The organism is Streptosporangium pseudovulgare (assembly GCF_014648055.1).
GTDB lineage: Bacteria > Actinomycetota > Actinomycetes > Streptosporangiales > Streptosporangiaceae > Streptosporangium > Streptosporangium pseudovulgare.
The window spans coordinates 221253-246491 of the sequence record NZ_BMQJ01000003.1 but is presented as its reverse complement, the minus strand read 5'-3'; the positions used below and the strand labels follow the sequence as shown (position 1 = coordinate 246491).

Annotated in this window: 22 protein-coding genes; 14 read left to right on the top strand and 8 right to left on the bottom strand. The window is 72.7% G+C overall.

Annotation, left to right across the window (positions count from 1 at the left end; genetic code table 11):
- Positions 1-202 precede the first annotated feature (202 nt).
- A complete protein-coding gene (locus IEZ10_RS08370; protein ID WP_189245908.1) occupies positions 203-3607 on the bottom strand; it encodes an ATP-binding protein in 3405 nt (1134 codons plus the stop codon).
- Positions 3608-3777: 170 nt separating this feature from the next.
- Between IEZ10_RS08370 and mscL the strand changes: the two genes are divergently transcribed.
- Both mscL and IEZ10_RS08360 read left to right on the top strand, forming a co-directional pair.
- Entirely contained in the window at positions 3778-4206 is a 429-nt protein-coding gene (gene mscL, locus IEZ10_RS08365; RefSeq protein WP_189245907.1) for a large conductance mechanosensitive channel protein MscL, read from the top strand.
- A gap of 234 nt (positions 4207-4440) precedes the next feature.
- Positions 4441-5049: a hypothetical protein gene (locus tag IEZ10_RS08360; protein WP_189245906.1), complete on the top strand. Its 609-nt coding sequence runs from the start codon at positions 4441-4443 to the stop codon at positions 5047-5049.
- 811 nt (positions 5050-5860) lie between these two features.
- Here the strand turns inward: IEZ10_RS08360 and IEZ10_RS08355 are convergent.
- Complete coding sequence (locus tag IEZ10_RS08355; protein ID WP_229811069.1) at positions 5861-6322, bottom strand: MarR family winged helix-turn-helix transcriptional regulator; 462 nt, start codon at positions 6320-6322, stop codon at positions 5861-5863.
- 97 nt (positions 6323-6419) lie between these two features.
- Between IEZ10_RS08355 and IEZ10_RS08350 the strand changes: the two genes are divergently transcribed.
- Positions 6420-6971: a YceI family protein gene (locus tag IEZ10_RS08350; protein WP_189245905.1), complete on the top strand. Its 552-nt coding sequence runs from the start codon at positions 6420-6422 to the stop codon at positions 6969-6971.
- 331 nt (positions 6972-7302) lie between these two features.
- Positions 7303-8523 carry a beta-ketoacyl-[acyl-carrier-protein] synthase family protein gene (locus tag IEZ10_RS08345; protein ID WP_189245904.1) on the top strand — a complete coding sequence of 407 codons (1221 nt, stop codon included), beginning with the start codon at positions 7303-7305 and terminating at the stop codon, positions 8521-8523.
- 49 nt (positions 8524-8572) lie between these two features.
- Here IEZ10_RS08345 and IEZ10_RS08340 read toward each other — a convergent pair whose 3' ends face one another.
- Positions 8573-9352: a helix-turn-helix transcriptional regulator gene (locus IEZ10_RS08340; RefSeq protein WP_229811068.1), complete on the bottom strand. Its 780-nt coding sequence runs from the start codon at positions 9350-9352 to the stop codon at positions 8573-8575.
- Positions 9353-9524: 172 nt separating this feature from the next.
- Here IEZ10_RS08340 and IEZ10_RS08335 point away from each other — a divergent pair, with 172 nt between their 5' ends.
- The 3 genes from IEZ10_RS08335 (at position 9525) to IEZ10_RS08325 (ending at position 11581) form a co-directional block, all read left to right on the top strand.
- Positions 9525-10373 carry an NAD(P)H-binding protein gene (locus IEZ10_RS08335; RefSeq protein ID WP_189245903.1) on the top strand — a complete coding sequence of 283 codons (849 nt, stop codon included), beginning with the start codon at positions 9525-9527 and terminating at the stop codon, positions 10371-10373.
- A 270-nt stretch (positions 10374-10643) separates the two neighbouring features.
- Positions 10644-11282: a TetR/AcrR family transcriptional regulator gene (locus IEZ10_RS08330; RefSeq protein WP_189245902.1), complete on the top strand. Its 639-nt coding sequence runs from the start codon at positions 10644-10646 to the stop codon at positions 11280-11282.
- A 2-nt stretch (positions 11283-11284) separates the two neighbouring features.
- Positions 11285-11581, top strand: a complete 297-nt coding sequence (locus IEZ10_RS08325) for a DUF6204 family protein (protein ID WP_189245901.1) — start codon at positions 11285-11287, stop codon at positions 11579-11581.
- 278 nt (positions 11582-11859) lie between these two features.
- On the opposite strand, the gene IEZ10_RS08320 is transcribed toward IEZ10_RS08325, so the two are convergent.
- Entirely contained in the window at positions 11860-12579 is a 720-nt protein-coding gene (locus tag IEZ10_RS08320; protein WP_189245900.1) for an SDR family NAD(P)-dependent oxidoreductase, read from the bottom strand.
- Between the two features lie 46 nt (positions 12580-12625).
- On the opposite strand from IEZ10_RS08320, the gene IEZ10_RS08315 reads away from it, so the two are divergent.
- Entirely contained in the window at positions 12626-13189 is a 564-nt protein-coding gene (locus IEZ10_RS08315; protein WP_229811067.1) for a MarR family winged helix-turn-helix transcriptional regulator, read from the top strand.
- A gap of 11 nt (positions 13190-13200) precedes the next feature.
- Complete coding sequence (locus tag IEZ10_RS08310; protein WP_189245899.1) at positions 13201-13719, top strand: GNAT family N-acetyltransferase; 519 nt, start codon at positions 13201-13203, stop codon at positions 13717-13719.
- 633 nt (positions 13720-14352) lie between these two features.
- Here the strand turns inward: IEZ10_RS08310 and IEZ10_RS08305 are convergent.
- Both IEZ10_RS08305 and IEZ10_RS08300 read right to left on the bottom strand, forming a co-directional pair.
- Positions 14353-15333: a Gfo/Idh/MocA family protein gene (locus IEZ10_RS08305; RefSeq protein WP_229811066.1), complete on the bottom strand. Its 981-nt coding sequence runs from the start codon at positions 15331-15333 to the stop codon at positions 14353-14355.
- Between the two features lie 212 nt (positions 15334-15545).
- Positions 15546-17162 (bottom strand): peptide chain release factor 3, encoded by a 1617-nt coding sequence (locus IEZ10_RS08300; protein ID WP_373287384.1) that lies wholly within the window; start codon positions 17160-17162, stop codon positions 15546-15548.
- A gap of 209 nt (positions 17163-17371) precedes the next feature.
- On the opposite strand from IEZ10_RS08300, the gene IEZ10_RS08295 reads away from it, so the two are divergent.
- Together IEZ10_RS08295 and IEZ10_RS08290 are read left to right on the top strand one after the other, a co-directional pair.
- On the top strand, positions 17372-18133 hold the full coding sequence (locus tag IEZ10_RS08295; protein WP_179819276.1) for a PP2C family protein-serine/threonine phosphatase: 762 nt from the start codon (positions 17372-17374) through the stop codon (positions 18131-18133).
- 382 nt (positions 18134-18515) lie between these two features.
- Complete coding sequence (locus IEZ10_RS08290) at positions 18516-19346, top strand: phosphoribosylaminoimidazolesuccinocarboxamide synthase (protein WP_189245896.1); 831 nt, start codon at positions 18516-18518, stop codon at positions 19344-19346.
- Between the two features lie 101 nt (positions 19347-19447).
- Here IEZ10_RS08290 and IEZ10_RS08285 read toward each other — a convergent pair whose 3' ends face one another.
- On the bottom strand, positions 19448-20245 hold the full coding sequence (locus tag IEZ10_RS08285) for a PP2C family protein-serine/threonine phosphatase (RefSeq protein ID WP_189245895.1): 798 nt from the start codon (positions 20243-20245) through the stop codon (positions 19448-19450).
- An 83-nt stretch (positions 20246-20328) separates the two neighbouring features.
- Between IEZ10_RS08285 and IEZ10_RS08280 the strand changes: the two genes are divergently transcribed.
- From IEZ10_RS08280 to IEZ10_RS08270, 3 genes are all read left to right on the top strand, one after another.
- Positions 20329-22221, top strand: coding sequence for an N-6 DNA methylase (locus IEZ10_RS08280; RefSeq protein ID WP_189245894.1), 1893 nt, complete (start codon positions 20329-20331; stop codon positions 22219-22221).
- 28 nt (positions 22222-22249) lie between these two features.
- Entirely contained in the window at positions 22250-23143 is an 894-nt protein-coding gene (locus IEZ10_RS08275) for a serine/threonine-protein kinase (protein ID WP_189245893.1), read from the top strand.
- A 124-nt stretch (positions 23144-23267) separates the two neighbouring features.
- Entirely contained in the window at positions 23268-24068 is an 801-nt protein-coding gene (locus IEZ10_RS08270) for an MBL fold metallo-hydrolase (protein WP_189245892.1), read from the top strand.
- 42 nt (positions 24069-24110) lie between these two features.
- Here the strand turns inward: IEZ10_RS08270 and IEZ10_RS08265 are convergent, their stop codons facing one another.
- Positions 24111-25238 (bottom strand): globin domain-containing protein, encoded by a 1128-nt coding sequence (locus tag IEZ10_RS08265; protein WP_189245891.1) that lies wholly within the window; start codon positions 25236-25238, stop codon positions 24111-24113.
- Between the last annotated feature and the right edge of the window lies 1 nt (position 25239).

Genomic DNA, 25239 nt, shown 5'->3' with positions numbered 1-25239 from the left:
ACGCGTCCCGGACCGGCGTGGAGACCCCCACGACCAGGCCGTTCAGGTCGAGCACCGTTGTGGGCAGGCTAAGGCGTGGGTTTCGGTACGGGCGCGTTCCGTCCCGGTGTGTCGCGCGCGGCCGCCCGCTCCCCGGGCGGGCTCACCGGCCCACGGCGCGAGCGCGAGCACATCGGCGCCGGTGCCCGCTCCCCGGACGCATTCACCCGGCGGCGCGGTCCCCGGCTCCGGCTCCGGCTCCGGCTCCGGGCACGGGTACGGCGAGCCGGTCGCGCAGGGCGCGCAGGGCCGGCCCGTACCCGCGCAGGCCCGCCGCGGCGACGAACTCCCCGGCCGCCCGCAGGTGCGCCCCGGCCCGCTCCCGGTCGCCCGCGAGCAGCGCGAGCCGCGCCAGGCACAGGTCCGCGACCGACCAGCCCACCAGCCGGCCGGCGTCCGGGGCGAGCCTGCCGTACAGGTCCCGGCCGGCGTCCGCCTCGCCGAGCACCAGGCAGAGCTCGGCGGCGGCGTCCGCCGCGAACCGGTGGGCCAGGCCGGGGCCGAGCACGGCGAACCCGTCCCGGGCGAGGCCGGCGAAGACCTCGCGGGCCTCGCCGGTCCGGCCGAGGTCGGCCAGGGCCAGGCAGCGCAGCAGCAGCCAGGGCCACTGGCCGGGGCGCAGGGCGAGCATCTCGCCGGCCACCGCCAGCGCCGCGGCGGGCTCGCCCCGCCCCCGCAGCGCCAGGAAACGGAAGACGCCGCCGCGCAGGCGGGCGTCGTCGCGGCCCAGCGCCCCCTGCGGGTGGGCCGCCGCCGACTCCTCGGCCGCGGCCAGGGCGTCGTCGGGGCGCCCGTCGAGGTAGGCGTGGATCGCGGCCTGCCAGGCGGCCAGCGAGACCATCGAGGGCAGCCGGAGCCGCCCGGCCGTCTCCCTGAGCCAGGCCAGCGGCTCCGCGGCCCCGGCGATGCCGTCCCGGGCGACCCGCTCGACGTAGGCGGACTCCCGGCCCAGCCACTCCACGGCCAGGTCGCCGGTGCGGCGCCCGATCTCCACGATCTCCTCCGCCGCCGCCCGCCGGGCGTCGTGGTCACGGCCGTGCCGGAGCACGATCACCAGGGCGACCAGCGCGTTGGCCAGGGCGCGGTCGTCGCCGGTACGGCGGGCCAGCCCCACCGCCTCCCACGCGAGCTCCGCGCTGCGCTCCACCGGCCGGGTCGCGAAACCGGTCGTCGCGGCGGCGGCCAGGAGCCGGGCCCGCCACGGCGAGTCCCCGGCCAGGCCGGAGCCGAGGACCCGCCCGACCCGCTCGGCGAGCCGGTCGATGCCGGTCATCTCCTCGTACATGGCCAGGTGGATCGGATCGGAGAAACCCAGCACCGCCCTGGCCAGCCGACTGCCGTCGTCGAGCCGCTCGGCGATCCCGGCGGCGGCCTCCAGGGAGGCGTGGGCCTCGATGCTCATCCCCGCCGCCATCTGCGCCTCGGCCAGGTCGAGCAGCAGATCGCAGCGCAGGGCGCCGTCGGGCGCCGGGCGGCCGCCGGCCACGGCGAGCGCCAGTTCCAGCAGCTCCGCCGCGTCCTCCGGGGCGAACTGCGCCATCGCCTGGGCCGCGGCGCGGCGGGTGTGGCCGACGGCCTTGCCCGCCGTACGGTCGTTGACGACGCTCTCCCGGTAGTGGTGCGCGATCTCCGTCAGGCGGGTCGGGCTCCGCCGCTCCAGCACCTCCGCGATCCGGCCGTGCAGGCGACGGCGCCGCAGCGGCGGCAGGCCGTCGCGCAGCGCGTCACGGACGATGTCGTGGACGAACCGGCAGGCCGGCCCGTCGCCCTCGGCCAGCAGCCGGGCCCGGACGGCGGCGTCGAGGATGTCCAGCACCCGCTCCTCGGGCACCTCCGACACCGCCACCAGGACGTCCGCCTCCACCTCCCGGCCGACCAGCGCCGCGACGGTCAGCACCTCCTCGGTGTCCGGCGGCAGACCGGCCAGCCGGCCGCGCACCACGTCCGACAGCTCCTGCGGCGCCCGCCCGAGGCGCAGCACCTCGCCCAGGAAGAACGGGTTGCCCGCGGTCAGCCTGCCCATCTCGGCGGCCCGGTCCGGGTCGGCCCCGGCGCCGGCGAGGTAGGCGCGCACCTCGGCCTCCCCCAGCCCCCGCAGCGCGAGCCGCCGCACGTTCGGCAGCCGCGTCAGCGCGCCGAGCGCCTGCGCGAGCGGGCCGCCGGGCCGCACGTCGGTGTCGCGGTAGGTCGCCACCACGGTCAGCCGCGGGCAGAGCCGGGTGGAGGCCAGGAACTCCAGCAGCCGCAGCGAGGACGCGTCCGCCCACTGCAGGTCGTCGAGGACGACCAGGACGCGGCCGTGCCCGTCGATCAGCCGGGCGAACGCCTCGTACCGCTGGAACTGGCCGGTCCCGGCGGGCAACGATGATCCGGCGGGCTGGGGATGCGCGGTTCCGTCGGGCGGCGACGGAAGCCGTCCGGTCCCGCCGTCCCCGTCCCCGTCCCCGTCCGTCAGATCCCGTACGGCCTGCGTCCACGGCCAGAACGGCGGCGCGCCGACCCCGTCCCAGCAGCGGCCCCACGCCACCCGGTGCCCCCGCGCCCGCGCCGTCCCGGCCGCCCACTCGGCGAGGCTGGTCTTGCCGATCCCCGGCTCCCCGGCCAGCAGCACCACCCGGTGCCCGTCCCCGGTGACCGACTCCTCCAGCGCCCCGATCTCGGCGTCCCGGCCGACCAGCCGGGTCCGCGGCTCGGTGAGGGGCGTCGCCGGGGCCCGGGAGGTGGTCACCGGGGTCCGGGAGGTCGTCGCCGGGATCCAGGAGGTGGCCGCCGGGACCCGGGGGGTCGTCGCCGGGGTTCGGGGGGTGAGGGCGGGGTCCTGGGCGAGGATGCGCCGCTCCATCTCCCGGGACCGTGGATCGGGGTCCAGCCCCATCTCCTCCACCAGCAGGCGGCGGCCCTCGGCGAGCACGGCCAGCGCGTCCGCCTGCCGCCCGGCCTGGTAGAGCGCGTGGGCGCCGAGGGTGCGCAGCCGTTCCCGGAACGGGTGCGCGGCCACCAGCCGGGTGAGGCCGCCGCTCAGCGCCGCGCCCCGGCCGAGGGCGAGCTCGGCCTCGGCCGCGTCCTCCTCCAGCGCCAGCCGGAAATCGGTCAGGCGGGCGATCTCGTCCGCCGCCCAGCCGTCGGCCCCGAAGTCCGCCAGCGGCTCCCCGCGCCACTCCCCCAGCGCCGAACGGAACCTCCGCGCCGCGTCCTCGTGGTCACCGTCGCCCAGCGCGCGCCGCCCCTCGGCGGCCTGCTCACGCGCCCTGCCCAGGTCGATCCGGGCCGCCGGGACGTCCAGGGCGTAACCGCCGGCCCTGCTGACCAGGACCCGGGGCGGCACCCTGCGCGGCCTGCCGGGCTCGAACGCGCGGCGGAGCTTGGAGATGTACGCCTGGAGGGTGTTGACCGCCCCGGGCGGCGGGCCGTCCTCCCAGAGCGCATCGATCAGCCGGGCCGGGGCCACCGGGCGAGGCGCGGCGAGCACGCACAGGGCCAGTACAGCCCGCTGCTGATGGGGCCCGATGTCCAGCGGCGTCCCGTCGTCGGCCGTCGCACCGGCCGGCCCCAGCACGCGAAATTCCATCGGTCACCTCTTCATGGATCGGGCCGATAGTAGTGGACGGTCTCGTCCGGATTCGCGGGGCTTTCAGGGGATTTCCCGGATCGGGGTGACCACTGCGGCAAGGGCTTTCTGACGTTTGCCGCCTGACGCCCGGGTAGTTCCGAGCGGTCTCACGAGTGGAGGACGCGAGGATGAGCGGATTCAAGAAGTTCCTCATGAGAGGAAACCTCGTCGAACTGGCCGTCGCGGTCGTCGTCGGAGCCACCTTCAGCGGGCTGGTGCAGGCGCTGGTCAAGGATCTGATCACCCCGCTGCTCGCGGCGATCACCGGCGGCCGGGAGCCGGACTTCTCGCAGTACTACTTCACGGTCAACGGCGCGAAGTTCATGTACGGCGACTTCATCAACCACCTGCTGAGCTTCCTGATCATCGCCTCGGTGATCTACTGGCTGGTCGTGATGCCGATGACCCGGCTGATCTCCTTCTTCGACCGGGACAAGGAGGCGACCGAGAAGAAGTGCCCGGAGTGCCGCAGCGACATCCCTGTCGAGGCGAGCCGTTGCGCGTTCTGCACCGTGGAGCTGTCGGCGGTCCGCGCGGCCGACAAGCCGCCGGTCTGACGCCCGGCACGGGGCCGGGTGGCGTTCCGGTCCCGCCGGTTCCCGGGCGCTTCCCGTCATCGGCCGCTTCCCGCCCGCTTCCGGGCCGTTTCCCCGGTCGGTCGTCGCCGGTCGGTCCCTACCGGCCGGTCCTCGCCGATCGATCCTCGCCGGCCGGTCCTCGCCGGCCGGTTCGAGCGTTCGAGGACCGTGGCGCCGGTCCGGCCTGGAGGCCGCCTGTAGGACCATAAGACGGTGAGCTTCGAACTGGCCGTCTGGTACGAACCCGAGCCGATCAGCAGGGAGCGCGCGGAGCGCGCCTACCACGCGCTCCACCGCGGGGAGCCCGATGCCGTCGAGTCGCATCCCCAGGTGACGGCGTTCGCCGCGCAACTGGCCGGGGCCGAGCAGGTCTCCCCGGAGTTCGCCCTGGTCACCGTGGAACCGGAGCGGGCCGACGAGGTGTCCGGCGAGGTCTTCGCCCTGGCCCGCGAGTGCGGGCTGGTCTGCTACGACCCGCAGCGCGGGCTCGTCCACAACCTGGCGCCCCTGGGCGTCTACGCGGGCATGCAACTGCACACGGGCGACGGGATGATCGTCGTCGATCCCGACCTCGGGCTGGTCCACGACGCCCTGGCCACCCTGTCGCCGCAGAACCCGTTCACCGCGCTGGTCGTCTTCGGCTCACACTTCATCCAGGTCTCTCCGGAGATAACCGGTTACGAGCTGGAATACAAGGACAGCGGCCGGGACCTGATGTTCCGCACCCACGTGCCCGACCTGGAGGCGGTCCGCACCGCCTTCGCCGAGTACGCCACGGGCGGGCGCGACTTCCTGGAACGCCACGACTGGGAGCGGGTCTGACGCTCCTTGGGCGGGCTCCGCGCTTCGGGCTCGGGTCTTTCACATCGCGGGACGTTTCCCGTGGGGCTGGGCTGGAATGGTTCGCGCTGCGGGGCGCTTCCCTTGGCTTGGGCGGGTCGGTGGTTGCCGGGTTGGTGGGTGGTGCGCGCTGCGGTGGGTGTTCCGGCCGTTCAGGCTGGGGCTTTTCCCGCTTGGCGATGTTTTCCTGGGTTCGGGCGGGCCGGTGGTTGCCGGGCTGGTCGGCGGTTCGCGCTGCGGCGGGTGGGTGTTCCGGCCGGCGTTGTGGCTGGGCTCCGGTGGTCTCCGGCCTCCGGCCTGGCCTCGGGCGCGGTGGTTTCCGGCGTTTTGAAGCCGGCCGGAACACCCACCCACCTCCGCGCCATGCCTGCTTCGTTCGTACGGCGTGCTCGCCGTAGCCGCTCTCTTTCCGCCGGCCCACGGTCCTCGCCGATGCTGAAGCGACCCGTTGCTCCTGGCTCAGGGCGGGTCGCCGTAGCCTTGCGGCCACACTGACGGGGGAGAGCGCAGGGCCGGGCGCCGTAGCCGCTCCCTTTCTGGCCGCCCACGGTCCCCGCCGTAGCCGCTCCTTTTCGGGTCGTTCGCGGTCCTCGGCCTCTCCCTTTCGGGCCGCTCACCGTCCCCGCCGCAGCCACTCCCTTCGGGTTGCTCGGGGTTCTCCTCATGGGGAGCGCCTCCCATGAGGAGGGCCTTTCCCGCGGAAAGCAAGGTGCGGGGAGCAGGGTGGCAGGGGAGCAAGGTGGCGGGCGAGAGGGCGGCTTACCTCAGGCCGCTGTTCGGTCGGCTTGGGCGGTCACCGGGAGTCCCGGTCGGTCAGGTGGTCGAGGAGGACCTGGCCGATGTCCGCGAGTTGCCGCAGCTGTTCAGGGGTCAGCAGGTCGATCAGGTGCTCACGGACGCTCTCCGTATGCCGCGGGGCCGCGACCCGGAGCGCGTCGAGCCCGTCGTCGGTGAGGACGGCCAGCCAGCCGCGCCGATCGCCGGTGTGGTGCTGCCTGCGCACCCAGCCCTTCTGTTCGAGCTTGTTGATCGCGTGGGAGATGCGGCTGGGTTTGGAGTTGGTCCAGTGCGCCAGCTCGCTCATGCGCATGGTGCGCTCGGGCGCCTCCGAGAGCAGGACCAGCAGCTCGTAGTAGGTGGGCGGCATGTCGGCCGCGGCCAGCAGGTCACGTTCCAGGCGGTCGGTCAGGAGGCGGGTGGCCAGGCCGAAGGTCCGCCAGGCGTGCTGCTCCTCGTCGTTGAGCCATCGGGTCACAGAAGTCACCCTACTGGAATGTTGCGCACTGAAGTAAGTGCCGATAGCGTCGCGCCGAACCTTACAGCGCTGAAATAAATGCGGATATGGAGTCATCATGTTCCCCAGCCGGCTCACCGGTGCCTACACCGTCGACCCCGCCCACAGCCGCTTCGGCTTCGTCGCCCGTCATGCCATGGTGACCAAGGTGCGCGGCAGCATCCCCGTCCACGAGGCCACCGCCTCCCTGGACGCCGCCAATCCCGCCGCTTCCACCGTCCATGTGGTGCTCGACGTGACCGGGATCCAGACCGGCAGCCAGATCCGTGACGACCACCTGCGCACCGGCGACTTCCTGGACGCCGCCGCCCACCCCCACATCACCTTCGACTCCACCGCCGTCAAGCACGTGGACGGCGACGGGTTCGAGGTCACCGGGCAGCTCACGATCCGGGGCGTGACCCGGCAGATCACCTTCCCCCTGGAGTACACCGGCACCGCCGTCGACGCCCAGGGCCTGACCCGGGTCGGCTTCGAGGGCAGTACGGTGATCAACCGCAAGGACTTCGGCATCACCTACAACGCGGCTCTGGAGACCGGCGGCGTGATGATCTCCGACAAGATCACGCTTGAGTTCGACCTGTCCGCCGTCAAGACCGCCCAAGCCTGATCCGTGAGTGGACGGCATCCGCCGTCCTCCATGTGGAGCGTCACCCGCCGGACCGGCAACCGGGGCCGGTTCGCCGGTACAGGGTGGCCGGGGCGTCGCATTGAGCCCTCGGCATCGCGCCCTCCTGCCGGCGGGTCCCGAAGGGGGATCAAGGCCGGAGAGACGGGGCGCGGGAGGGTAATCATGAACGTTTCCGACAAACTTTGGCCCGTCATCTTCGTCGATCGTCCCACCCGACCGGTGGGCCGTCGTTCTGGCAGCGTGGAGTCCGGTTCGGGACGCGCGGCTTCCAAAGTGGTGTCTCCGCGTCTCCACGGTGAAGGGGGCATTGATGGCGGACGGCAGGACCGACGTGGTGGTCACGGGGCTGGGCGCGACGACGCCGGTGGGGGGTGACGTGGCATCCGCCTGGGCCGCCCTGCTGGCGGGGCGGTCGGGCATCGGGCTCATCGAGGAGGAGTGGGCGGACGGTCTGCCGGTGCGGATCGCGGGCCGGCTGCGGGTGGAGCCCACCGAGGTGCTGGACCGGGTCCAGGCCCGGCGGCTGGACCGCTGCCAGCAGATCGCCCTGGTCGCCGCACGTGAGGCGTGGGCCGACGCCGGAGCTCCGGAGACGGATCCCGAGCGCCTGGCCGTGGTCGTGGGCACCGGGGTCGGCGGGGTGCTGAGCACCCTCGCCCAGGACGAGGTCCGCAGGACCACCGGGGCGCGGCGGGTCTCGCCGTACACCGTCCCGATGCTGATGCCCAACGGTCCCGCCGCGGTGGTCAGCATGGAGTTCGGCGCCCGAGCGGGTGCCCACACCCCGGTGAGCGCCTGCGCCTCGGGGTCCGAGGCGATCGCGATGGGCCTGGACCTCATCCGGCTCGGCCGCGCCGACGTCGTCATCGCGGGCGGAGCCGAGGCGTGCGTCCACCCGCTCACCATCGCCGGCTTCGCCCAGGCCAAGGCGCTCTCCACCCGCAACGACGCGCCCGAGGAGGCGTCGCGGCCCTTCGACGCGGCACGGGACGGCTTCGTTCTCGGAGAGGGGGCCGCCCTCGTGGTGCTGGAGCGCGCGGAGTTCGCCGCGGCTCGCGGGGCCCGCGCGTACGCGGCGCTGGCCGGCGCGGGCGTCACGTCCGACGCCTACCACATCACCGCCGGCGACCCGGAGGGGCAGATGCGCGCCATCCGGGCGGCCCTGTCATCCGCCGGGCTGAGCCCGCTCGACATCGACCACGTGCACGCCCACGCCACCTCCACCCCGCCCGGGGACGTGACCGAGGCCCGCTCCATCGCCGAGGCGATCGGGACGCACCCGGCGGTCACCGCGACCAAGTCGATGACCGGCCACATGTGCGGAGCCGCCGGGGCGATGGGGGCGATCTCCGCGATCCTCTCGATCCGCGACGGGGTGGTCCCGGCCGTCCGGAACCTGGACGACCTCGACCCCGAGGTCAAGCTCGACGTGGTCACGGGCGGCCCCCGCCGGGGCCGGGTGTCGGCGGCGCTGGCCAACGCCTTCGGCTTCGGCGGCCACAACGCCTCCCTGATCCTCACCTCCCCCTGAGCCCCGCTCCCCCGCCGCTCTCGCTCCCGGCGGTCGTACTGTCAGCCGTTCAGGGGTGGCGACCGCGGCGGGGACCGTACGGGTCCCCGCGGGAAGGCCCGAGGGGGCGTGAGGTCCCGCACGGAGTGGGGGCGGGCAGGTGTCCGGTGACGAACGAGCCGGGAGGCACGCCCATCGCTTCGCGAAACTCTCCCGTAAGGTGCGACTGGTCGTAGTACCCCGCTTCGACGGCGAGCCTGGCCCACGAACCGGTACGGGCACGAGCGAGTACGGTTCGCAGGCGTTCGATGCGCGCGAAGCGTTTCGGTGACACGCCGACCGCTCTGTTGAAGAGATCACGCAGGTGGCGCTCGCTGACGCCGAGCCGTCGTGCGATGGCGGGTACCGGCTCGGGTCGCGCACCGGTGCTCGTGGACAGTCCTGCGATCGCGGCCTGAACGAGGTCGCTTCGCGACAGGTCGCCCGGTGCCGCGAGGGAAATGCGGGCCAGGAACTCCGCCTCGATCCGCTTGAGGACCGACATGTGATCGGGGCCGAGTCCGGCCAGTTCATGAGTCAGACGATCACCCGGGGTTCCCCAGAGATCCCGCAACGGAACGGCTTGGTCGACAAGCTCACCGACCGGCACACCCAGCAGCAGCGAAGCCCGGCTCGGCCGGATACGGAGCCGAATGCCGAAAGGCACGTGCTTGCCCCGGTGGTACCGGGCACGGGTACGGGGGCCGACGACCATCAGGTCACCGTGCCGGTCGTCCAGTACGCGAAACACAAGTGCCGTGGAAGCCTCCGGCGGATGCGTCAGGACTCCTTGGTCGGCGTCGGCGGTCACACCCCGGACGTCGGACACCCAGGGCCGCAGAGCGCCTGGAACGGGTATCTCGTGACCCCACGTCGCACTCACGTGCTTCACGCTATCCGCCATCGGAACGAACGACCCTGTCATGTGCTCGGTGCCGGAATCTCCTATTCGATCCGGGACGACGCGCGGCAGGGTCTGGGGCATGATTCTGATCACCGGTGCCACCGGCACCATCGGCAGTGAGGTCCTCCGGCGGATCGCGGCACGCGGCGAGGCGGTCCGCGCGTTGACACGAGACCCCTCACGTGCCCGGACACCGCCCGGCGTCGAGGTCGTGGCAGGCGACTTCGACGATCCGGCGTCGCTGGAGAGAGCCGTATCCGGGGTCGACGGCGTCTTCCTGGTGGCTCCGGGTGGGCCGTCCACCGAACGGTACGACCTGGCGGTGCTGGCCGCGGCCCGATCAGCCGGGGCGCGCAAGGTGGTGAAGCTCTCGTCGATCGGGGCCGATGCCACGGACGGCCACTGGCATCGGACCGGAGAACAGGCGGTGCGCGCCTGTGGCATGAGCTGGACGTTGCTGCGGCCGTCCGCCTTCGCCGGCAACGCACTGCGATGGGCCGCGGCGGTGCGCGCCGACGAGCCCGTGCCGAACATGACGGGAACCGCGGCGCAGGGGGTCATCGACCCGCGCGACATCGCCGAGATCGCGGTCGAAGCTCTCGTCTCGGCGAAGCACGAAGAACAGACCTACACGCTGACCGGCCCGGAGCTGCTGAGCTTCGCCGACCAGATAGCTCGGCTGGAGACGGCGCTGGGACGCACGATCAAGACCGTTGACGTTCCGCTCGACGTGGTGCGCGAGCAGATGCTCGCCTCCGGAATGGACGGCGAGATGGTGGAGAGCAGGCTCAGGGGCATCAGGATCATCCGGGACGGGGGCAACGCCATCCTGACCGACGGAGTCGAACGCGCCCTCGGACGCCTACCCACCGACTTCGGCACCTGGGTCCTGGACCACCTGGACGCCTTCGTCACGAGCCGACCCTGAGCCCCCGCCAGGCCGGTCCGCGTTCGGTTCGTCATGTGCGCGTCCTTCTCTCATCCGGCGGCGCGGCAGAAGAGGGCGGGCACCGCCGAGCAGGGCGGACATAGTGCGCGGAAAGACCTCGCGGACGGCGTGCGCGGGCCGGTCCTGAGGTGGCACGTCCGGGTCGGGCCCTGGGCGTGGATGACGGATGTGGACATGGCGACGGGAAAAACACAGGACATGGCAAATTTTCAGTCGACTTGAAATTTGCAGTGTGGTTAGAATTCAGCCATGACGGAGGGGTTGCGGGAACGCAAGAAGCGGCAGACACGGCAGCGCATCTCTGAGGTGGCCACCGGCCTGTTCGTGGAGCGCGGCTTCGACCACGTCACCATCGCCGAGGTCGCCGCGGCGGCAGAGGTCTCGGTCAACACCGTCTACAACTACTTCGAAGCCAAGGAGGACCTCGTCCTGCCACCGGACGAGGCCTCCCCCCAGCGGCTCGCCGACATCGTGCGCGCCCGCCCGCCCGGCGTGTCCGCCGCGCGGGCGGTGCTGGACCACCTGCGCGAGGAGGCCCGCCGCCGCGACCGCAGGCTCGGGCTGACCAAGGGATTCGGCCGCTTCCTGGAGATGATGCGGGCCGCCCCCACGCTGACCGCCCGGCTGGAAGAGCTCGGCTCCCAGATGACCGACGCGCTCGCCGCCACGCTCGCAGAGGAGACCGGGGCCGCCCAGGACGCCCCACTCCCCCGCGTGGTGGCCTGGCAGCTCGGCTCCCTGCACTCCCTCGTGCTGCAGGAGATCGGCCGGCGCACCTCGGCGGGCCAGAGCCCCGACACGATCGCCGAGGCCGTGCTGGAACTGCTCGACGCCGTCGAGGACGTGCTCGGCGAACGCGTTCTCACCTATGCCACACGAAAGGACTGACCGTGTTCCGAGTGATGATCCGGGGCAAGTTCGTCGGCCTGGACGACGCCGGGCGCGACGCCGTCCAGACCGCCGGCGGCGCCGCCTTCACCGAGACGGGAGCCTTCACCCACGACGGGAGCTTCGCGGCCTTCACCTTCCGCTGCCAGGTGCCCGCGGGTCCCGACGACGGTGAGCCCGAGGCCACCCGGAAGGCCGTCGCGGCGCTGGACGCGCACGGCCACGCCTACCACCTCCTGAAGGTCGCGGTGACGGACATGCGACAGATCAAGATCCGCCAGAAGGGCCGCCGCCGATGAGCCCTACACGTCCGGTCCTCCTAACGGGACGGTGAGGACGACGGCGCAGACCCCGCCCCCGGGGCAGAACGCTGAAACCGCACACGCCAGGGGGCGACCGTCATCACATGGCGAGACCGCCGTCTGGTTTCACCTCGCCGGCGGCTCGATCCGCCCTTGACGGTGGGCCGGGAAGCCACAGGCTCTCCGCCTGCCACGATTGCCCGTTCCCGGACCGCCCACCCTGGGAAGGCGGTCTGCGGGAAACGAGAGAAGCCGTGAGGACGGCGGCCGGCAGGTCATCGGGTGGTGAAGGCGCCGCCGTTGACGTGAATGGTCTGGCCGGTGATGTGCCGGGCGCCGAGGGAGGCGAGGAAGTACACCGTCTCGGCGATGTCGTACGGGGTGCCGGGCCGCTTGTTCTGCGTCTCCGCGATGAGCGCGGCGCGGCGTTCCTCGGTCATCCCGCCGCGGAAGAAGTCGGTGCCCTCGATGTACCCGGCGGAGATGACGTTGCTGGTGATGCCGTGGGGGCCGAGTTCGGCGGACAGGGAGGCGTTCCAGGCGGCGAGCGCGGCCTTGGCCGCCCCGTAGGAACCACCCCGGCGCTCGGCCCCGATCGACCCGATGCTGATGATGGAACCACCGGAGCCGAGCCTCTCCCGGACGGAGGCCGTGGTCAGCACCGCGCCGAGCAGGTTCTGGGCCAGGTCGGCCTGCCACTGGGCCAGTAGCGCCTCCAGGGGCGGAGCACCGTCGGGTACCGCGTCGGCCAGACCGCCGGCCGCGTTGACGAGGACGTCGAGCGTTCCGCCGATCCGGTCCGCCAGCACCGCGACCTGTTCGGGCCGGGTCGCGTCGCAGACGACGCCGTGCACCCCGAGGTCCAGGGCGGTCTTCTCGACGAGATCGGCGCGGCGTCCGGTGACGAAGACCTCGGCCCGGTCTGCGGCGAACCTCTCGGCGACGGCCCGGCCGATGCCGCTGGTGCCTCCGGTGACGAGCACGGTGCGAGTCAAGGCTTCCTCCCCATCGCTGGTACGTTTAGATCTAAACGTACCAGCGATGATCGAGGGGGTTCGCACCATGGCGGACATGACGTCCATGGCCGGTGGTTCGGACCCCACCCATTCACCCTCGGAGATCGCGGCCGCCTGGCAGCGGGAGCGTCCGGGCACCCCGACCGGCTCGATCGAGATCGTCACCCCCATCTGGCGCCTGGCGAAGCTGTTCTCGGACGACCGCGTCAGAGTTCTGCGAGCCGCGGGGATCGACGCGGCGACCCTCGACCTGCTGTCCGTCATCCGCCGCTCCGGACCGCCCTACGCCCTCAGCACCCGCGAGCTCACCCGCCGGACGCTCGTGACCGCCGGCGCGATCTCCCAACGGGTCGCCCGAGCCGAACGTGAGGGGCTCGTACGGCGCGCGCCGGGAACGACCGGGCGCCGCACCGTCATGGTGTCCCTGACGGACGAGGGCCACTCCCTCATCGAACGCTCCGTCGACGCGGTGCTCGGCCGGGAGGCCATGCTCGTCAGCGGCCTGTCCGACTCCGAACGCGACCTGCTCGCCGGTTTGCTGGAGAAGCTGACGGCCGACGTCGGGCGGCGCCTGACCGACAGTCGGTAGGCTGCCTGCTCGTGATCATCGAGCCACTCGCCGCCCCCCGAGACGGCGTGCTTCCGGAGCCGCTGCTCGCCGAGCTGACCGCCCTCCACGCCGCCAACCGGGAGTTCTTCGCCATCAGCGGCGACTTCCCCGACCCCGACGACATCCGGCCGGAGCAGATCTCGGCCTCGCTCTCCGAAGAGCTGGTGAACCCGGACACCGAGGTGCTGCTCTGCCGTACGGAGGCCGGTGGACCGCTCGCGGGCATCGCGATCACTCTGGCGCACCACCCGAACCCGGCCGACCCGGACCCGTGGATCGGCCTGCTGCTGATCGACGGCCGGATGCACCGCTCGGGGTACGGCCGGGCGCTGACGGGCGCCGTGGAGGAGCGCTTCCGGGCGGCGGGCCGGACGGCGGTCCGCCTCGCCGTACTCGACGCCAACACCAAGGGCCTCGCCTTCTGGAGCGCCCTGGGTTACGAGGTCCTCGACCACCGCCCGGACCTCCAGCACGGCCGCCCCTGCACGGTGATGCGCAAGAAGCTTTGAAAGCCCTCCTCGCCCCGTTTCCTCTCTGCTTTCTTGATCTCTGCGGGAAGTTCTGCGCGCCATCCGCTTCACACCCCACGGCGACACCATGAGAGCCCCGAAAGGGAGCGACTACGGCGGAGTCCATGAGCAGCCGGAAGGGGTTGGCTACGGCGGGGACCGTGAGCGGCCCGAGAGGGAGAGGCTACGGCGCCCGGCCCTGCGCTCTCCCCCGCCAGCGTGGCCGCAAGGCTACGGCGGCCCGCTGGCAACCAGCGTCAGGGACGCTTCAGCGGCGGTGAGGACCGTGGGCGGCCGGAAAGGGAGAAGCTACGGCGAGCAGGCCGTACGACCGAAGCAGTCTTGGCGCGGAGGTGGGTGGGTGTTCCGGCCGGCTTCAAAACGCCGGCAACCACCGCGCCCGAGGCCAGGCCGGAGGCCGGTCGGAACCAGAGCCCAGCCACAACGCCGGCCGGAACACCCACCCACCGCAGCGCGCGCAAACGACCGACCCGGCAACCACCGACCCGCCCGAACCCAAGGAAACGCCCCGTAACGGGGCCCGCCGAACGACCCGTCCGGCCACCCGGGAAACCCCCGCAACGCTGAGAGCCCCTGCTCAGCCCTACGGGAAACACGGACGGCCCGAGCCGGTCATTCGCCCGGGAAACGCACCCCCACCTGGGCACGGACCTCGTCCATGACGCCCATCACGTCCAGCGTCGTCTGCCAGGGCACCAGCGGGCTCTCCAGCAGTCCCTCGCGCAGGCAGCGCATGGCCTCGGCGGCCTCGTGCAGCATGCCCGACCCCTCGTAGGGGACATGGAAGGTCTCCGGCTCGGCTTCCGAGCGGTGCAGGACGAAGGTGTCGGGCCGGAAGAACGGTCCGGGCACCTCGATCCGGCCGAGCGGGCCGGAGATCGTCGCGGTGACCGGGGTGGCGGCGGTGATGCCGCAGGACAGCACCGCCACCGCGCCGCTGTCGTAGCCGAGGACCATGCCGGTGTTCTCGTCCACGCCCTCGGGGGTCAGCCGGGCCCAGGCCCGGACCTCGGCGGGGTCGCCGAGCAGGAGGTGGGCGAAGGAGATCGGGTAGACGCCGAGGTCGAGGAGGGCTCCCCCGCCCTGCGCCGGGTCGCGGAGCCGGTGCTCGGGGCCGACGGAGGCGAGGATCCCGAAGTCGGCGTGGACGGAGGCGACCGGGCCGATCGCACCGTCCTCGACCAGTTCCACGATCTTCCGGACGCCCGGGACGCAGCGCGTCCACATGGCCTCCATGAGGAACAGCCCGCGCTCGCGGGCGAGGTCCACCAGCTTGGCGGCCTGGACGCGGTTGAGCGTGAACGCCTTCTCGCACAGTACGGCCTTGCCCGCGTTCAGGCAGGTCAGCACGGCGTCGTAGTGGGCGTTCTGGGTGTTGGCGACGTAGACGATGTCCACGTCGGGGTCGGCGGCGAGTTCGGCCCAGCTTCCGTGGGCGCGGGGGATGCCGTGCCGGTCGGCGAACGCCCGGGCGGACTCCGCGGTCCGTGATCCGACCGCCACCACCTCGGCGTCCGGCAGCAGCTTCAGGTCTCCGGTGAACGTGGCCGCGATCCCGCCGGTCGCGAGGATGCCCCATCTGATGGTGCTCATGGCGACATATCCCACCATGTACGGCCACGCCGCACCACGCCCCACCTTCCGCCGGAAGAGCCCGCCGTACAGAGAAGCCCGCCGCACGTAAGAAGCCCGCCGCACAGGGAAGCCCGCCGTACACAAGAACCCGCCGCACAGGGAAGCCCGCCGTACGCAAGAGCCCGCCGTACGGAGAAGACTCCCCGTACGGCGGGCCCGCCGCGAGAAGCTCAGCCCCGGGTGTCGGCGAGCAGCGCCTTGAGCACCAGGTCCGGATGGTCGCGCAGCACGCCGCGCATCCGCCACTCGTCGGTGAACAGCGCCAGCAGCTCCCCGTCGATGGAGCGCGTGAAGACCTCCACCCCCCGCTGCCGGGCGAGGATCGGCGCCGACTCGGCGTCGGTGATCCGGGCGAGGCTGAAGTCGAGCCGATCCAGCGCGATCTCGGTGTTGAACTCCCCGGCCAGCCGGTGCTTCACCACGTCGAACTGCATCGGGCCGACCGCCGCCAGCACCGGCGACTGGTCGCCGCGGATCTCGGAGCGCAGCACCTGGACGACGCCCTCGGCCTCCATCTGCTCGATGCCCTTGCGGAACTGCTTGGCCCGGCCCGCGTCGCGGCAGCGGGCGGTCCAGAAGTGCTCGGGCGCGAAGCTCGGGATCTTCGGGAACTCGACCGACGGGCCATCGTAGAGGGTGTCGCCGGGGCGCAGGGCGGTGGCGTTCACCAGGCCGACGACGTCGCCGGGGTAGGCCTCGTCGATGGTGGCGCGTTCCTGGCCGAAGACCGCCTGGGCGTACTTGGTGGCGAAGGGGCGCCCGGTCGCGGCGTGGGTCAGCACCATGCCGCGCTCGAAGCGCCCCGAGCAGACGCGGACGAACGCGATCCGGTCGCGGTGCGAGGGGTCCATGTTGGCCTGCACCTTGAAGACCAGCCCGGAGAACGGCTCCTCAAGGGGACGCGGGACGTCCTTGGCGTCGGGCCGCGGCGCCGGGGCGGGGGCGATGTCGACCATCGCGTCGAGCAGGCGGCCGACGCCGAAGTTGTTCAGGGCGGCGCCGAAAAGCACCGGGGTGGACTCGTGGCCCTCGAACGCCTTCTGGTCGTGGTCGGCGCCGATCGCGCCCAGCAGCTCGACCTCGTCGCTGGCCCGGGTCCAGTCGTCGCCCAGCTCGGCCTCGGCCTGCTCGGGGGTCAGGTCGGTCTCGATGGCCTTGGTGGCGCCGCCGGGGGTGCGGGTGTAGCGGACCGCCCGGTCGGCGACGCGGTCGATCACCCCGTGGAAGAATCCGCCGGTGCCGATCGGCCAGGTGATCGGAGTGGGCCGCAGACCGGTCTTCTCCTCGATCTCGTCCAGCAGCTCCAGCGCCTCGCGGCCGGGGCGGTCCCACTTGTTGACGAACGTGATGACGGGGATGCGGCGGTGGCGGCAGACCTCGAACAGCTTCAGCGTCTGCGGCTCCATGCCCTTGGCGGCGTCGAGCAGCATGACCGCGCAGTCGACGGCGGCCAGCACCCGGTAGGTGTCCTCGGAGAAGTCGGCATGGCCGGGGGTGTCGACGAGGTTGAACATGTGGCCCCGGTACTCGAACCGGAGGGCGGCCGAGGTGATGGAGATGCCGCGGGCCTTCTCCATGTCCATCCAGTCGGAGGTGACGCCGCGGCGGCCGGCCTTGCCGTGCACCGCGCCGGCCTCGGTGATCGCCGACGCGTGCAGCGCCAGCGCCTCGGTCATGGTGGACTTTCCGGCGTCGGGATGGCTGATCACCGCGAACGTGCGACGCCGCGCCGCCTCCTCAATGATCGCGGTCAATTGCTGTTCTCCTCGCCGTGCTGGGGGTGAGATGGGGGCCGGCCCGTTCGGAAACGCTTCGGAAGGGCACGGGGACAGCTTACGTGCAGCGCGGCCGTCAACAGATGTGGCAACACTTCCTCCGGCCGCTTGCGTCACCATGGTGTTCGGTGGATTGTGGAACACCATGGTTCGCCCCATGCCCGTCCCGACTGCCCGGAAAGCGACCCGCTCGTGCAACTCGATCTTTCAGTGATGTGCAGATGATCACGCTTCGTTATGCGGCGGGCTCCGATGTCGGCCGGGTCCGCCAGGGTAATGAGGACGCGGCGTACGCCGGTGCCCGGCTGCTCGCCGTCGCCGACGGAATGGGCGGCCACGTGGGCGGGGAGGTCGCCAGCGCGGCGGCCATCACCGCGGTCGCGGCCCTCGACCGGGAGCAGCCGGACGATCTCGTGGCCACGGCCGAGGCCGGGGTACGCCAGGCGAACCAGCGTCTGCGGGAGCTGGTGGAGGAGGACCCGAGCCTCACCGGCATGGGCACCACGCTGACGCTGATGCTGTGGGACGGCCCGCGGGTGGCGCTCGCCCACATCGGCGACTCCCGCGCCTACCTGCTCCGTGACGGCGACCTGTACCAGATCACCTACGACCACACCCTGGTCCAGACGCTGATGGACGACGGCCGGATCACCGCCGAGGAGGCCGCCAGGCATCCGCACCGGTCGATCCTGCTGCAGGTCCTCGACGGCGGCGACAACCCCGACCCCGACCTGTCCCTGCGCGACGCCGAGGTCGGCGACCGCTACCTGCTGTGCTCCGACGGCCTCTCCGGGGTGGTGGAGGCCGAGCGGCTGCGCCAGGTGCTCGCCGAGGTCGACGACCTGGACGAGGTGACCCGCCGGCTGATCGAGCTGGCCTGCGAGGCGGGCGGCCCGGACAACATCACCTGCGTGGTCGCCGACGTGGTCGAGGGGCCGGGCTCCGACACGCCCGTGACGGTCGGCGCGGCCGTCCCCTCCTGAGGCGTCCCGTCGTACGGCTCCGCCTCCGCGGGGGACGCGCCGTACGGCGGGACCGCGTGTCCTGGCCGTGGCGCGGCGCAGACGCTATCGTCGGTTTCCCGTGCTTCTCGCCGCTCGCCACCCCCGGAAGGACGCGCGCCCATGTACAAGGAATTCGCCATCGAGGCCATCGTCTGGCTGATCCCCGTCGTGATCCTGGTCGGCCTGGCCTACATGATCACGCGCCCCGCCTGACCCTCCCCGCCGCGTCCCCGCGCCGCCCGGCGTCCGCCCCGCCGCGTCCCCGTGCCGCCCGGCCGCGTCCACCGCGCCGGCGCGTGCCCATTAGTCTGTTGCCGCCCGGTATACGGCGGCACGACGGCACGTGAGAGCAGGGAAAACGGTGAAGCTTCTCCACTCAGGGAAGGTCCGGGACGTCTACGAGGACCGCGGGGACATCATTCTCGTGGCGTCCGACCGGGTGTCGGTCTACGACGTGATCCTCCCGACGCCCATCCCCGACAAGGGGAAGATCCTCACACAGCTCTCGCTGTGGTGGTTCGAGCGGCTCGCCGACGTCGTGCCGAACCACGTCGTCTCCGCCACCGACGTCCCCGCCGAGTTCGCCGGCCGGGCCATCCGGTGCCGGAGGCTGGACATGCTGCCGGTCGAGTGCGTCGCCCGGGGCTACCTCACCGGCGGCGGACTGGCGGAGTACCGCGAGCACGGTTCGGTCTCCGGCGTGTCGCTGCCGCCGGGGCTGGTGGACGGCTCCAGGCTGCCCGAGCCGATCTTCACCCCGAGCACCAAGGCGCCGCTCGGGCAGCACGACGAGCCGATCTCCTTCGGGGGCGTGGTCGAGCGGGTGGGCGCGGAGACCGCCGAGGAGCTCCGGCGGATCACGCTGGAGGTCTACCGCCGGGGGGCCGAGCTGGCCGCCGGGCGGGGCGTTGTCATCGCCGACACCAAGATCGAGCTGGGCCGGGCGGCCGACGGCACGCTCACCCTCGGCGACGAGTTGCTGACGCCGGACTCCTCGCGTTTCTGGCCCGCCGAGCAGTGGGAGCCGGGCCGGTCGCAGCCCTCCTTCGACAAGCAGTACGTCCGCGACTGGGCGACCGGCACCGGCTGGGACAAGAAGGAGCCCGCCCCCGAGGTGCCCGCCGAGGTCGTCGAGGCCACCCGGGCCCGTTACGTAGAGGCGTACGAGCGCATCACCGGCGAGACGTGGTGACGCGCGGGCCCGGCGGGCCGGTCCCGGGCGCCGCGTGGTCGTGAAGCGACCGCGGCGCGGCCCCGCCGCCGCGGCGGGGCCCGCAGCGGAGCCCGCGGCGGTCAGTGGGTGAGCCGTCCCTCGGCGGCGGCGCCCACCACGAACCGGTCGGCCGACGGCGGGTGCTGGCCGTAGTCGGCCACGATGCAGGTGATGTTGTCGGGGCCGCCGCCCCGGTTGGCCAGGTCGATGAGCCACCGTACGACCTCGGCCGGGTCGTCGATCTCGGTCAGCGTGTTGAACAGGGTCTCCGGGCCGACCACGCCGGTCAGGCCGTCGGAGCACAGCAGGTAGCGGTCACCGGGCTGGGCTTCGCGCAGCGACAGGTCCAGCTCGCCGTCTCCGGTGCCCTCCAGGACCCGCAGCACCATGGACCGGCGCGGGTGCTCGGCGGCCTGCTCCTCGGTGATGCGGCCCTCGTCCACCAGCGACTGGACCAGGGTGTGGTCGTGGGTGATCTGGTAGAGGGCGCTGTCGCGCAGCATGTAGGCGCGGGAGTCGCCGACGTGGGCGAGGGCGAAGTTGGGGCCGTCCCAGAGCATGGCGGTGAGGGTGGTGCCCATCCCGCGCAGTGTGGGATCCTGCTCGCTCATGTCGTGCAGCGTGTGGTTGACCTCGGTGGCCGTGCTCTTGAGCGCCGCCACGAGGTCGACGCCGCCGGCCGGGAGTCTCTCGTCCAGCGCCGCCATGGCCCTGACCGCCAGGGAGCTGGCCACCTCGCCGCCCGCGTGACCGCCCATGCCGTCGGCGATGGCGAGTAGGCGAGCGCTCGCGTATCCGGAATCCTCGTTCGCCTCGCGGCGGACGCCGACATCGGATCGAGCGGCGTAGCGCAGCGCCAACGCTTGGTTGAGTGCCATGAAGGCAGTAAAGCATTGGTTGAAGCACTTCACAAGCAAACATGTTGTAGACCGCTTCAGCGACGTGAACTATGTTGTTCGGCATGGAGGAGAGCCAGGACATCACGGTGAACGCGGGCGACATCGCCCGGCTCGCCTCCGTCGGCCGTGCCGCGGTCAGCAACTGGCGCCGCCGCCACGACGACTTCCCCCGTCCGGTCGCCGGAACCACCTCCAGCCCACTTTTCTCGTTGCCGGAGGTCGCCGCGTGGCTGCGCCGCAACGGCAAGCCGTTCGAGGTCTCCCTCGGCGACCTGGTGTGGCAGCGGCTGCGGACCTCGGCCGACGACCTGCGCCTGGGTGAGCTGGTGGGCCGGGTCGGCGCCTTCCTGCTGTTCCTGCGGCGCGAGCCGGGCGCCTGGCCGGGACGCGGCACGCGGACGGCGGACGCCGTGGCCGCCGCCACGGCCGATCTCCCCGGCGCCCCGATCGCCCCACCCGACGACCCCGGCCTTCTCGGTCTGGTCGCGGAGCTGGCCGCCGAACGCGGCCCGCTCGCCACGTTCGAGTTCCTGTGCGAGCGCTACGCCGAGGCCCACTCCCGCCGGCTCGCGGTCACCCGGGACGACGTGGCCGACCTGATGTGGCGGCTGGCGGGACGGGGCACGGTCCTGGACCCGGCCTGCGGCGTCGGGACCCTCCTGCTGCGTGCCGGCTCCGCGCTCGGCCAGGAGGCCGACGCGACGAACGCCCTGGTCTCCGCCGTCCGGCTGCTGCTGCGCGGCGCCGACGCCCGGATCGTGGCCGGCGACTCCCTGCGGGAGGACGGCCTGGCCGGCAGGCAGGCCGACGCGGTGGTCTGCGACCCTCCGTTCAACGAGCGCGCCTGGGGATACGGCGAGCTGACCGGCGACCCCCGCTGGGAGTACGGCCTGCCGCCCCGCGGGGAGGGCGAGCTGGCCTGGGTGCAGCACTGCCTGGCCCATGTGAGGCCGGGCGGGCCCGTGGCGATCCTGATGCCGCCGGCCGCGGCGTCCCGCCGCCCCGGCCGGCGGATCCGGGCCAACCTGCTGCGCGCCGGCGCGCTGCGGGCCGTGGTGACGCTGGGCGCGGCCGGGCCGGACCTGTGGCTGCTGCGCCGCCCGGACGGCGGGCGGCCCCCGTCGAGGCTCCTGCTCCTCGACGCCTCCGAGGACCTGTCGGTCGTGGAGCCCGCCTGGCGGGCCCACCTGCGGGACCCGGAGGCGGAGCCGCCGGGCGACGGCCGCAGCGTGCGGATCATCGACCTGCTCGACGAGGAGGTGGACGTCAGCCCGACCCGGCGCCGCCCCCAGCAGGGCGGGCCGGACTTCCTGCGGGACTTCACCGACGCGCTGGACCGCTTCCGCGGCGCGTCGGCCACGCTGCCGGACGCGCCCCCGGCGCTGGAGGTGCTCGCCGAACGGCAGGACCTGCCGGCCACCACCGTCGGGGAGCTGGCCAAGGCGGGGCTGGTCACGATCCTGCAGGCCCCGGCCAGGATGCCGGCCGACGAGGGCCCTCTACCGGTCCTGACGGCCGGCGACACGGCCGTGGGCTCCGCCCCCACCGGCGGGACCACCCTCGACCCGGACCTGGTCATGATCAGGCCCGGGGACATCGTGACGAGCGTCCTGGGCGCGGTCCGGGTGATGACGCGGGGCGGCGCGGCGCTGGGGCCGCAGCTCACGCTCTACCGGGTGGACCCCGAGCGGCTCGACCCCGACTTCGTGGCGGGCTTCATCCGCTCGGCCGACACGAACAGGTCACATCCCGGCTTCAGCCGGCTGGACGTACGGCGGGCCCGGGTGCCGGTGCTCCCCCTCGCCGACCAGCGGCGCTACGGCGCGGCGTTCCGGGAGCTGTTCGCGCTGGAGGACCGGGTGCGTGAGACGACCGCGCTGGGGGAAACGCTGATCCGGCTAGGCTTTGACGGACTGGTTGACGGTCATCTCCGGCCGTGCGACCAAGGGGTGTGATGTCCCTGGGAGTCCTCGGGAGGGTCGGATGGTCATCGGTGACCGGTACGTACTCGACGACCTTCCCCTGGGGCAGGGCGGCATGGGCGCCGTCTACGGCGGCCACGACAAGCATCTCGACCGCCGGGTCGCCGTCAAGATCCTGCGCTTCCTCACCGGCCCGGACGAGGAGCTGACCCGGCGTTTCCTGCGGGAGGCGCGCATCCTGGCGAAGCTGGAGCACCCCGGCGCCCCGGTCCTGTACGACTTCGGCACCTTCGACCAGCGGCTGTTCCAGGTGATGCAGTTCATCGAGGGGGTGACCGTCGCCGACCTGGTCAGCGAGCACGGCCCGCTCCCGGTGCCGTGGGCCGCCGCGATCGCCGCCCAGTCCTGCGCGGTGCTGGCGGCCGCCCACGCCCTGTCGATCTACCACCGCGACCTGAAGCCCACCAACCTGATGCTCTGCCCGGACGGCAGCGTCAAGGTCCTCGACTTCGGCCTCGCCATGGTCCGCGAGTCGGGCTCGTCGCAGTTCACCCGGATCGGCCAGATCCTCGGCACCCCGGCCTACATGGCCCCCGAGCAGATCCAGCGCGGCCTGTCCGGGCCGCGCAGCGACCTGTACGCCCTGGGCTGCGTGATCCACGAGATGCTGACCGGGCGGCAGCTGTTCACCGGCGTCACCGAGTACGCCGTGTTCGAGCGGCAGGTCAACGAGCTGCCGCCGGACGTGCCCGGCGTGCCCGCCGCGCTGAACGCCCTGCTGGCCGAGCTCCTGGCCAAGGACCCCGAGCGGCGTCCCGCGTGCGCCGAGGCCCTGTACGAGCGCCTGCAGCCCTTCGCGGTGAACCTGCCGATGCTTCCGGGCTTCCTCCACGAGGCGTCGGTGCCCAGCCCGGGCCGGATGTACGCCAGGATGGTCGGCCGCGTCCTCGCCTGACACCGCGTCCTCACCCGACGACGCCGCGGGTTCCGGAGCGCGCAGCCGAGTCCGGTCCGGAAGTGCGCCGCCGGGTCCGGTCCGGAAGTGCGCCGCCGGGTCCGGTCCGGAGGATAATCCCTCCATGGAAGGACGCTGGATCGAAGTGGCGGACCGGGTGCTGGTGCGCCGGTACGCCGAGCTGGACCTGTCGGTGGGGCTTGTCCTGGGCGACGGCGGCTGCCTGGTGGTCGACACCCGGGGCGACGAGCGGCAGGGCGCCGAGCTGGCCGCGGAGGTGCGCCGGATCACCCGCGACCCGTGGACCGTGGTGCTCACCCACGCCCACTTCGACCACTCCTTCGGCACCCGGCCGTTCCTCTCGTGCCCCGTCTGGGCCCACGAGGACTGCCACGCCGACCTGGTCGCCGACGGCGCCGAGACGAAGGAGGCGTGGGCGCGGCGCTACCGCGAGCAGGGCCGGCCCGACGTGGCCGCCGACATCGAGAAGACGGAGATCGTGCTGCCGGACCGCCTGGTGACCGACCGGGCCGAGGTGACGGCCGGCGGCCGTCGCGCCGTCCTGTCGCACCTGGGACGCGGGCACTCGCGGTGCGATCTGGTGATCGCGGTGCCGGACGCCGGCGTGGTGTTCGCCGGTGACCTGGTGGAGAACGGCGCGCCGCCGGCCTACGCCGACGCCTTCCCCCTGGAGTGGCCGGACACCCTCGGCGGGCTGCTCGGCCTCGCCGGGGACGCCGTCGTGGTGCCGGGGCACGGCGATCCGGTGGACCGGGCGTTCGTCACCGCCCAGCACGCCGAGATCGAGGCGGTCGCCGGGCTCTGCCGGGAGGTGGCCGCGGGCCGGATGAGCCGCGAGGAGGCCGTACGGCGCTCGCCCTACCCCGAGGACACCACGCTGACCGCCCTGGACCGGCCGGGCTGACGGCACCGGACGCCGCCCGCCCGCGGGCGGCGTCCGGTGCCGTCAGCCCACGGGGACCGGCGTGTCCGGGGTGTACTCGGTGTGGATGCGCCCGGCCGGGACGCCGAGACGGACCAGCCGGTCCGAGGTCGCCCGCACCATCTCCTGCGACCCGCACACGAAGACGTCTCCGGACGGGATGATCCGGTGGTACTCCAGGGCGTCGATGGCGGTCTGGCCGTACCCCGGTCCGGGCTCGTCGGAGACCGCCTGCACGATCCGCAGGCGCCGGTGCTGCATGCGCAGGTTGTTCAGGGCCTCGGTGTCGTAGGCGTCGGCGGCGCGGCGCACGCCGTAGAAGAGGTCGATGGCGGGGCGCTCGGGCATCCACACCGACTCCTCGATGAGCGCCTTGAGCGGCGCGAGGCCCGTGCCCCCGGCGATGAAGACCAGGTGGGAGGTGGTGGCCTGTTCCAGCGACAGGGTGCCCCTGGGCGGGCCCAGCAGGATGGTGTCCCCCGGGCGGGTGTGCTTGACCAGCGCCGTGCTGACCCACCCGCCGGGGATGGCCCGCACGTGCAGGACGATCCTGTTGTCGTGGCGGGGGGCGTTCGCGATCGAGTACGCGCGCCACACCCGGGGCCACAGCGCGGTCTGCACGGTGGTGTACTGGCCCGCCCGGAACGGGTACGGGTGGTTGGGCTCGACGGTGAGGACGGCGACGTCGGGGGTGCGCATCTCGTGCCCGACCACCGTGCCGATCCAGGCGGGCGGGGCGGTGGCCGCGTCCTGGTCGGCCGCCTGGATCATCACCTCGGCGATGAAGTCGTAGGCGGCCGACCAGGCCTGGTCGTAGGCGGACTGCCAGGCGCCGCGGGAGCCCGCCCGCATCGCCGCGATCAGGCAGTGCCCGAGCGCCGGGTAGTGCTCGGGCCGGACCCCGTATTTGCGGTGGTCGCGGGCGAGCTGGCCGAGATACTCCCGCACCCCCTCGGTGTCCTCCAGGTTGAGCACCACCTGCGTCAGCGCACCGAAGAGGCGGTCGCGCTGAAGGTCCATCGCGGGCGGGAACAGCTCGCGGATGCGGGGGTTCTCGGCGAAGAGCCTGCTGTAGAAGTCCAGGGTCACCTGGTCGGCCACCGGTTCGACGAGCGCCCAGCTTTCCCTGATGAGCCGGATGTCGAGTGTCATG

What these genes read in the sequence shown, in the direction of transcription:
- IEZ10_RS08295 (WP_179819276.1), top strand. Translation starts at nt 17,372, where the DNA reads ATGATCACGCTTCGTTATGCGGCGGGCTCCGATGTCGGCCGGGTCCGC.
- IEZ10_RS08305 (WP_229811066.1), bottom strand. Translation starts at nt 15,333, where the DNA reads ATGAGCACCATCAGATGGGGCATCCTCGCGACCGGCGGGATCGCGGCC.
- IEZ10_RS08275 (WP_189245893.1), top strand. Translation starts at nt 22,250, where the DNA reads ATGGTCATCGGTGACCGGTACGTACTCGACGACCTTCCCCTGGGGCAG.
- IEZ10_RS08335 (WP_189245903.1), top strand. Translation starts at nt 9,525, where the DNA reads ATGATTCTGATCACCGGTGCCACCGGCACCATCGGCAGTGAGGTCCTC.
- IEZ10_RS08315 (WP_229811067.1), top strand. Translation starts at nt 12,626, where the DNA reads ATGATCGAGGGGGTTCGCACCATGGCGGACATGACGTCCATGGCCGGT.
- IEZ10_RS08285 (WP_189245895.1), bottom strand. Translation starts at nt 20,245, where the DNA reads ATGGCACTCAACCAAGCGTTGGCGCTGCGCTACGCCGCTCGATCCGAT.
- IEZ10_RS08350 (WP_189245905.1), top strand. Translation starts at nt 6,420, where the DNA reads ATGTTCCCCAGCCGGCTCACCGGTGCCTACACCGTCGACCCCGCCCAC.
- IEZ10_RS08345 (WP_189245904.1), top strand. Translation starts at nt 7,303, where the DNA reads ATGGCGGACGGCAGGACCGACGTGGTGGTCACGGGGCTGGGCGCGACG.
- IEZ10_RS08280 (WP_189245894.1), top strand. Translation starts at nt 20,329, where the DNA reads ATGGAGGAGAGCCAGGACATCACGGTGAACGCGGGCGACATCGCCCGG.
- IEZ10_RS08330 (WP_189245902.1), top strand. Translation starts at nt 10,644, where the DNA reads ATGACGGAGGGGTTGCGGGAACGCAAGAAGCGGCAGACACGGCAGCGC.
- IEZ10_RS08265 (WP_189245891.1), bottom strand. Translation starts at nt 25,238, where the DNA reads ATGACACTCGACATCCGGCTCATCAGGGAAAGCTGGGCGCTCGTCGAA.
- IEZ10_RS08370 (WP_189245908.1), bottom strand. Translation starts at nt 3,607, where the DNA reads ATGGAATTTCGCGTGCTGGGGCCGGCCGGTGCGACGGCCGACGACGGG.
- mscL (WP_189245907.1), top strand. Translation starts at nt 3,778, where the DNA reads ATGAGCGGATTCAAGAAGTTCCTCATGAGAGGAAACCTCGTCGAACTG.
- IEZ10_RS08270 (WP_189245892.1), top strand. Translation starts at nt 23,268, where the DNA reads ATGGAAGGACGCTGGATCGAAGTGGCGGACCGGGTGCTGGTGCGCCGG.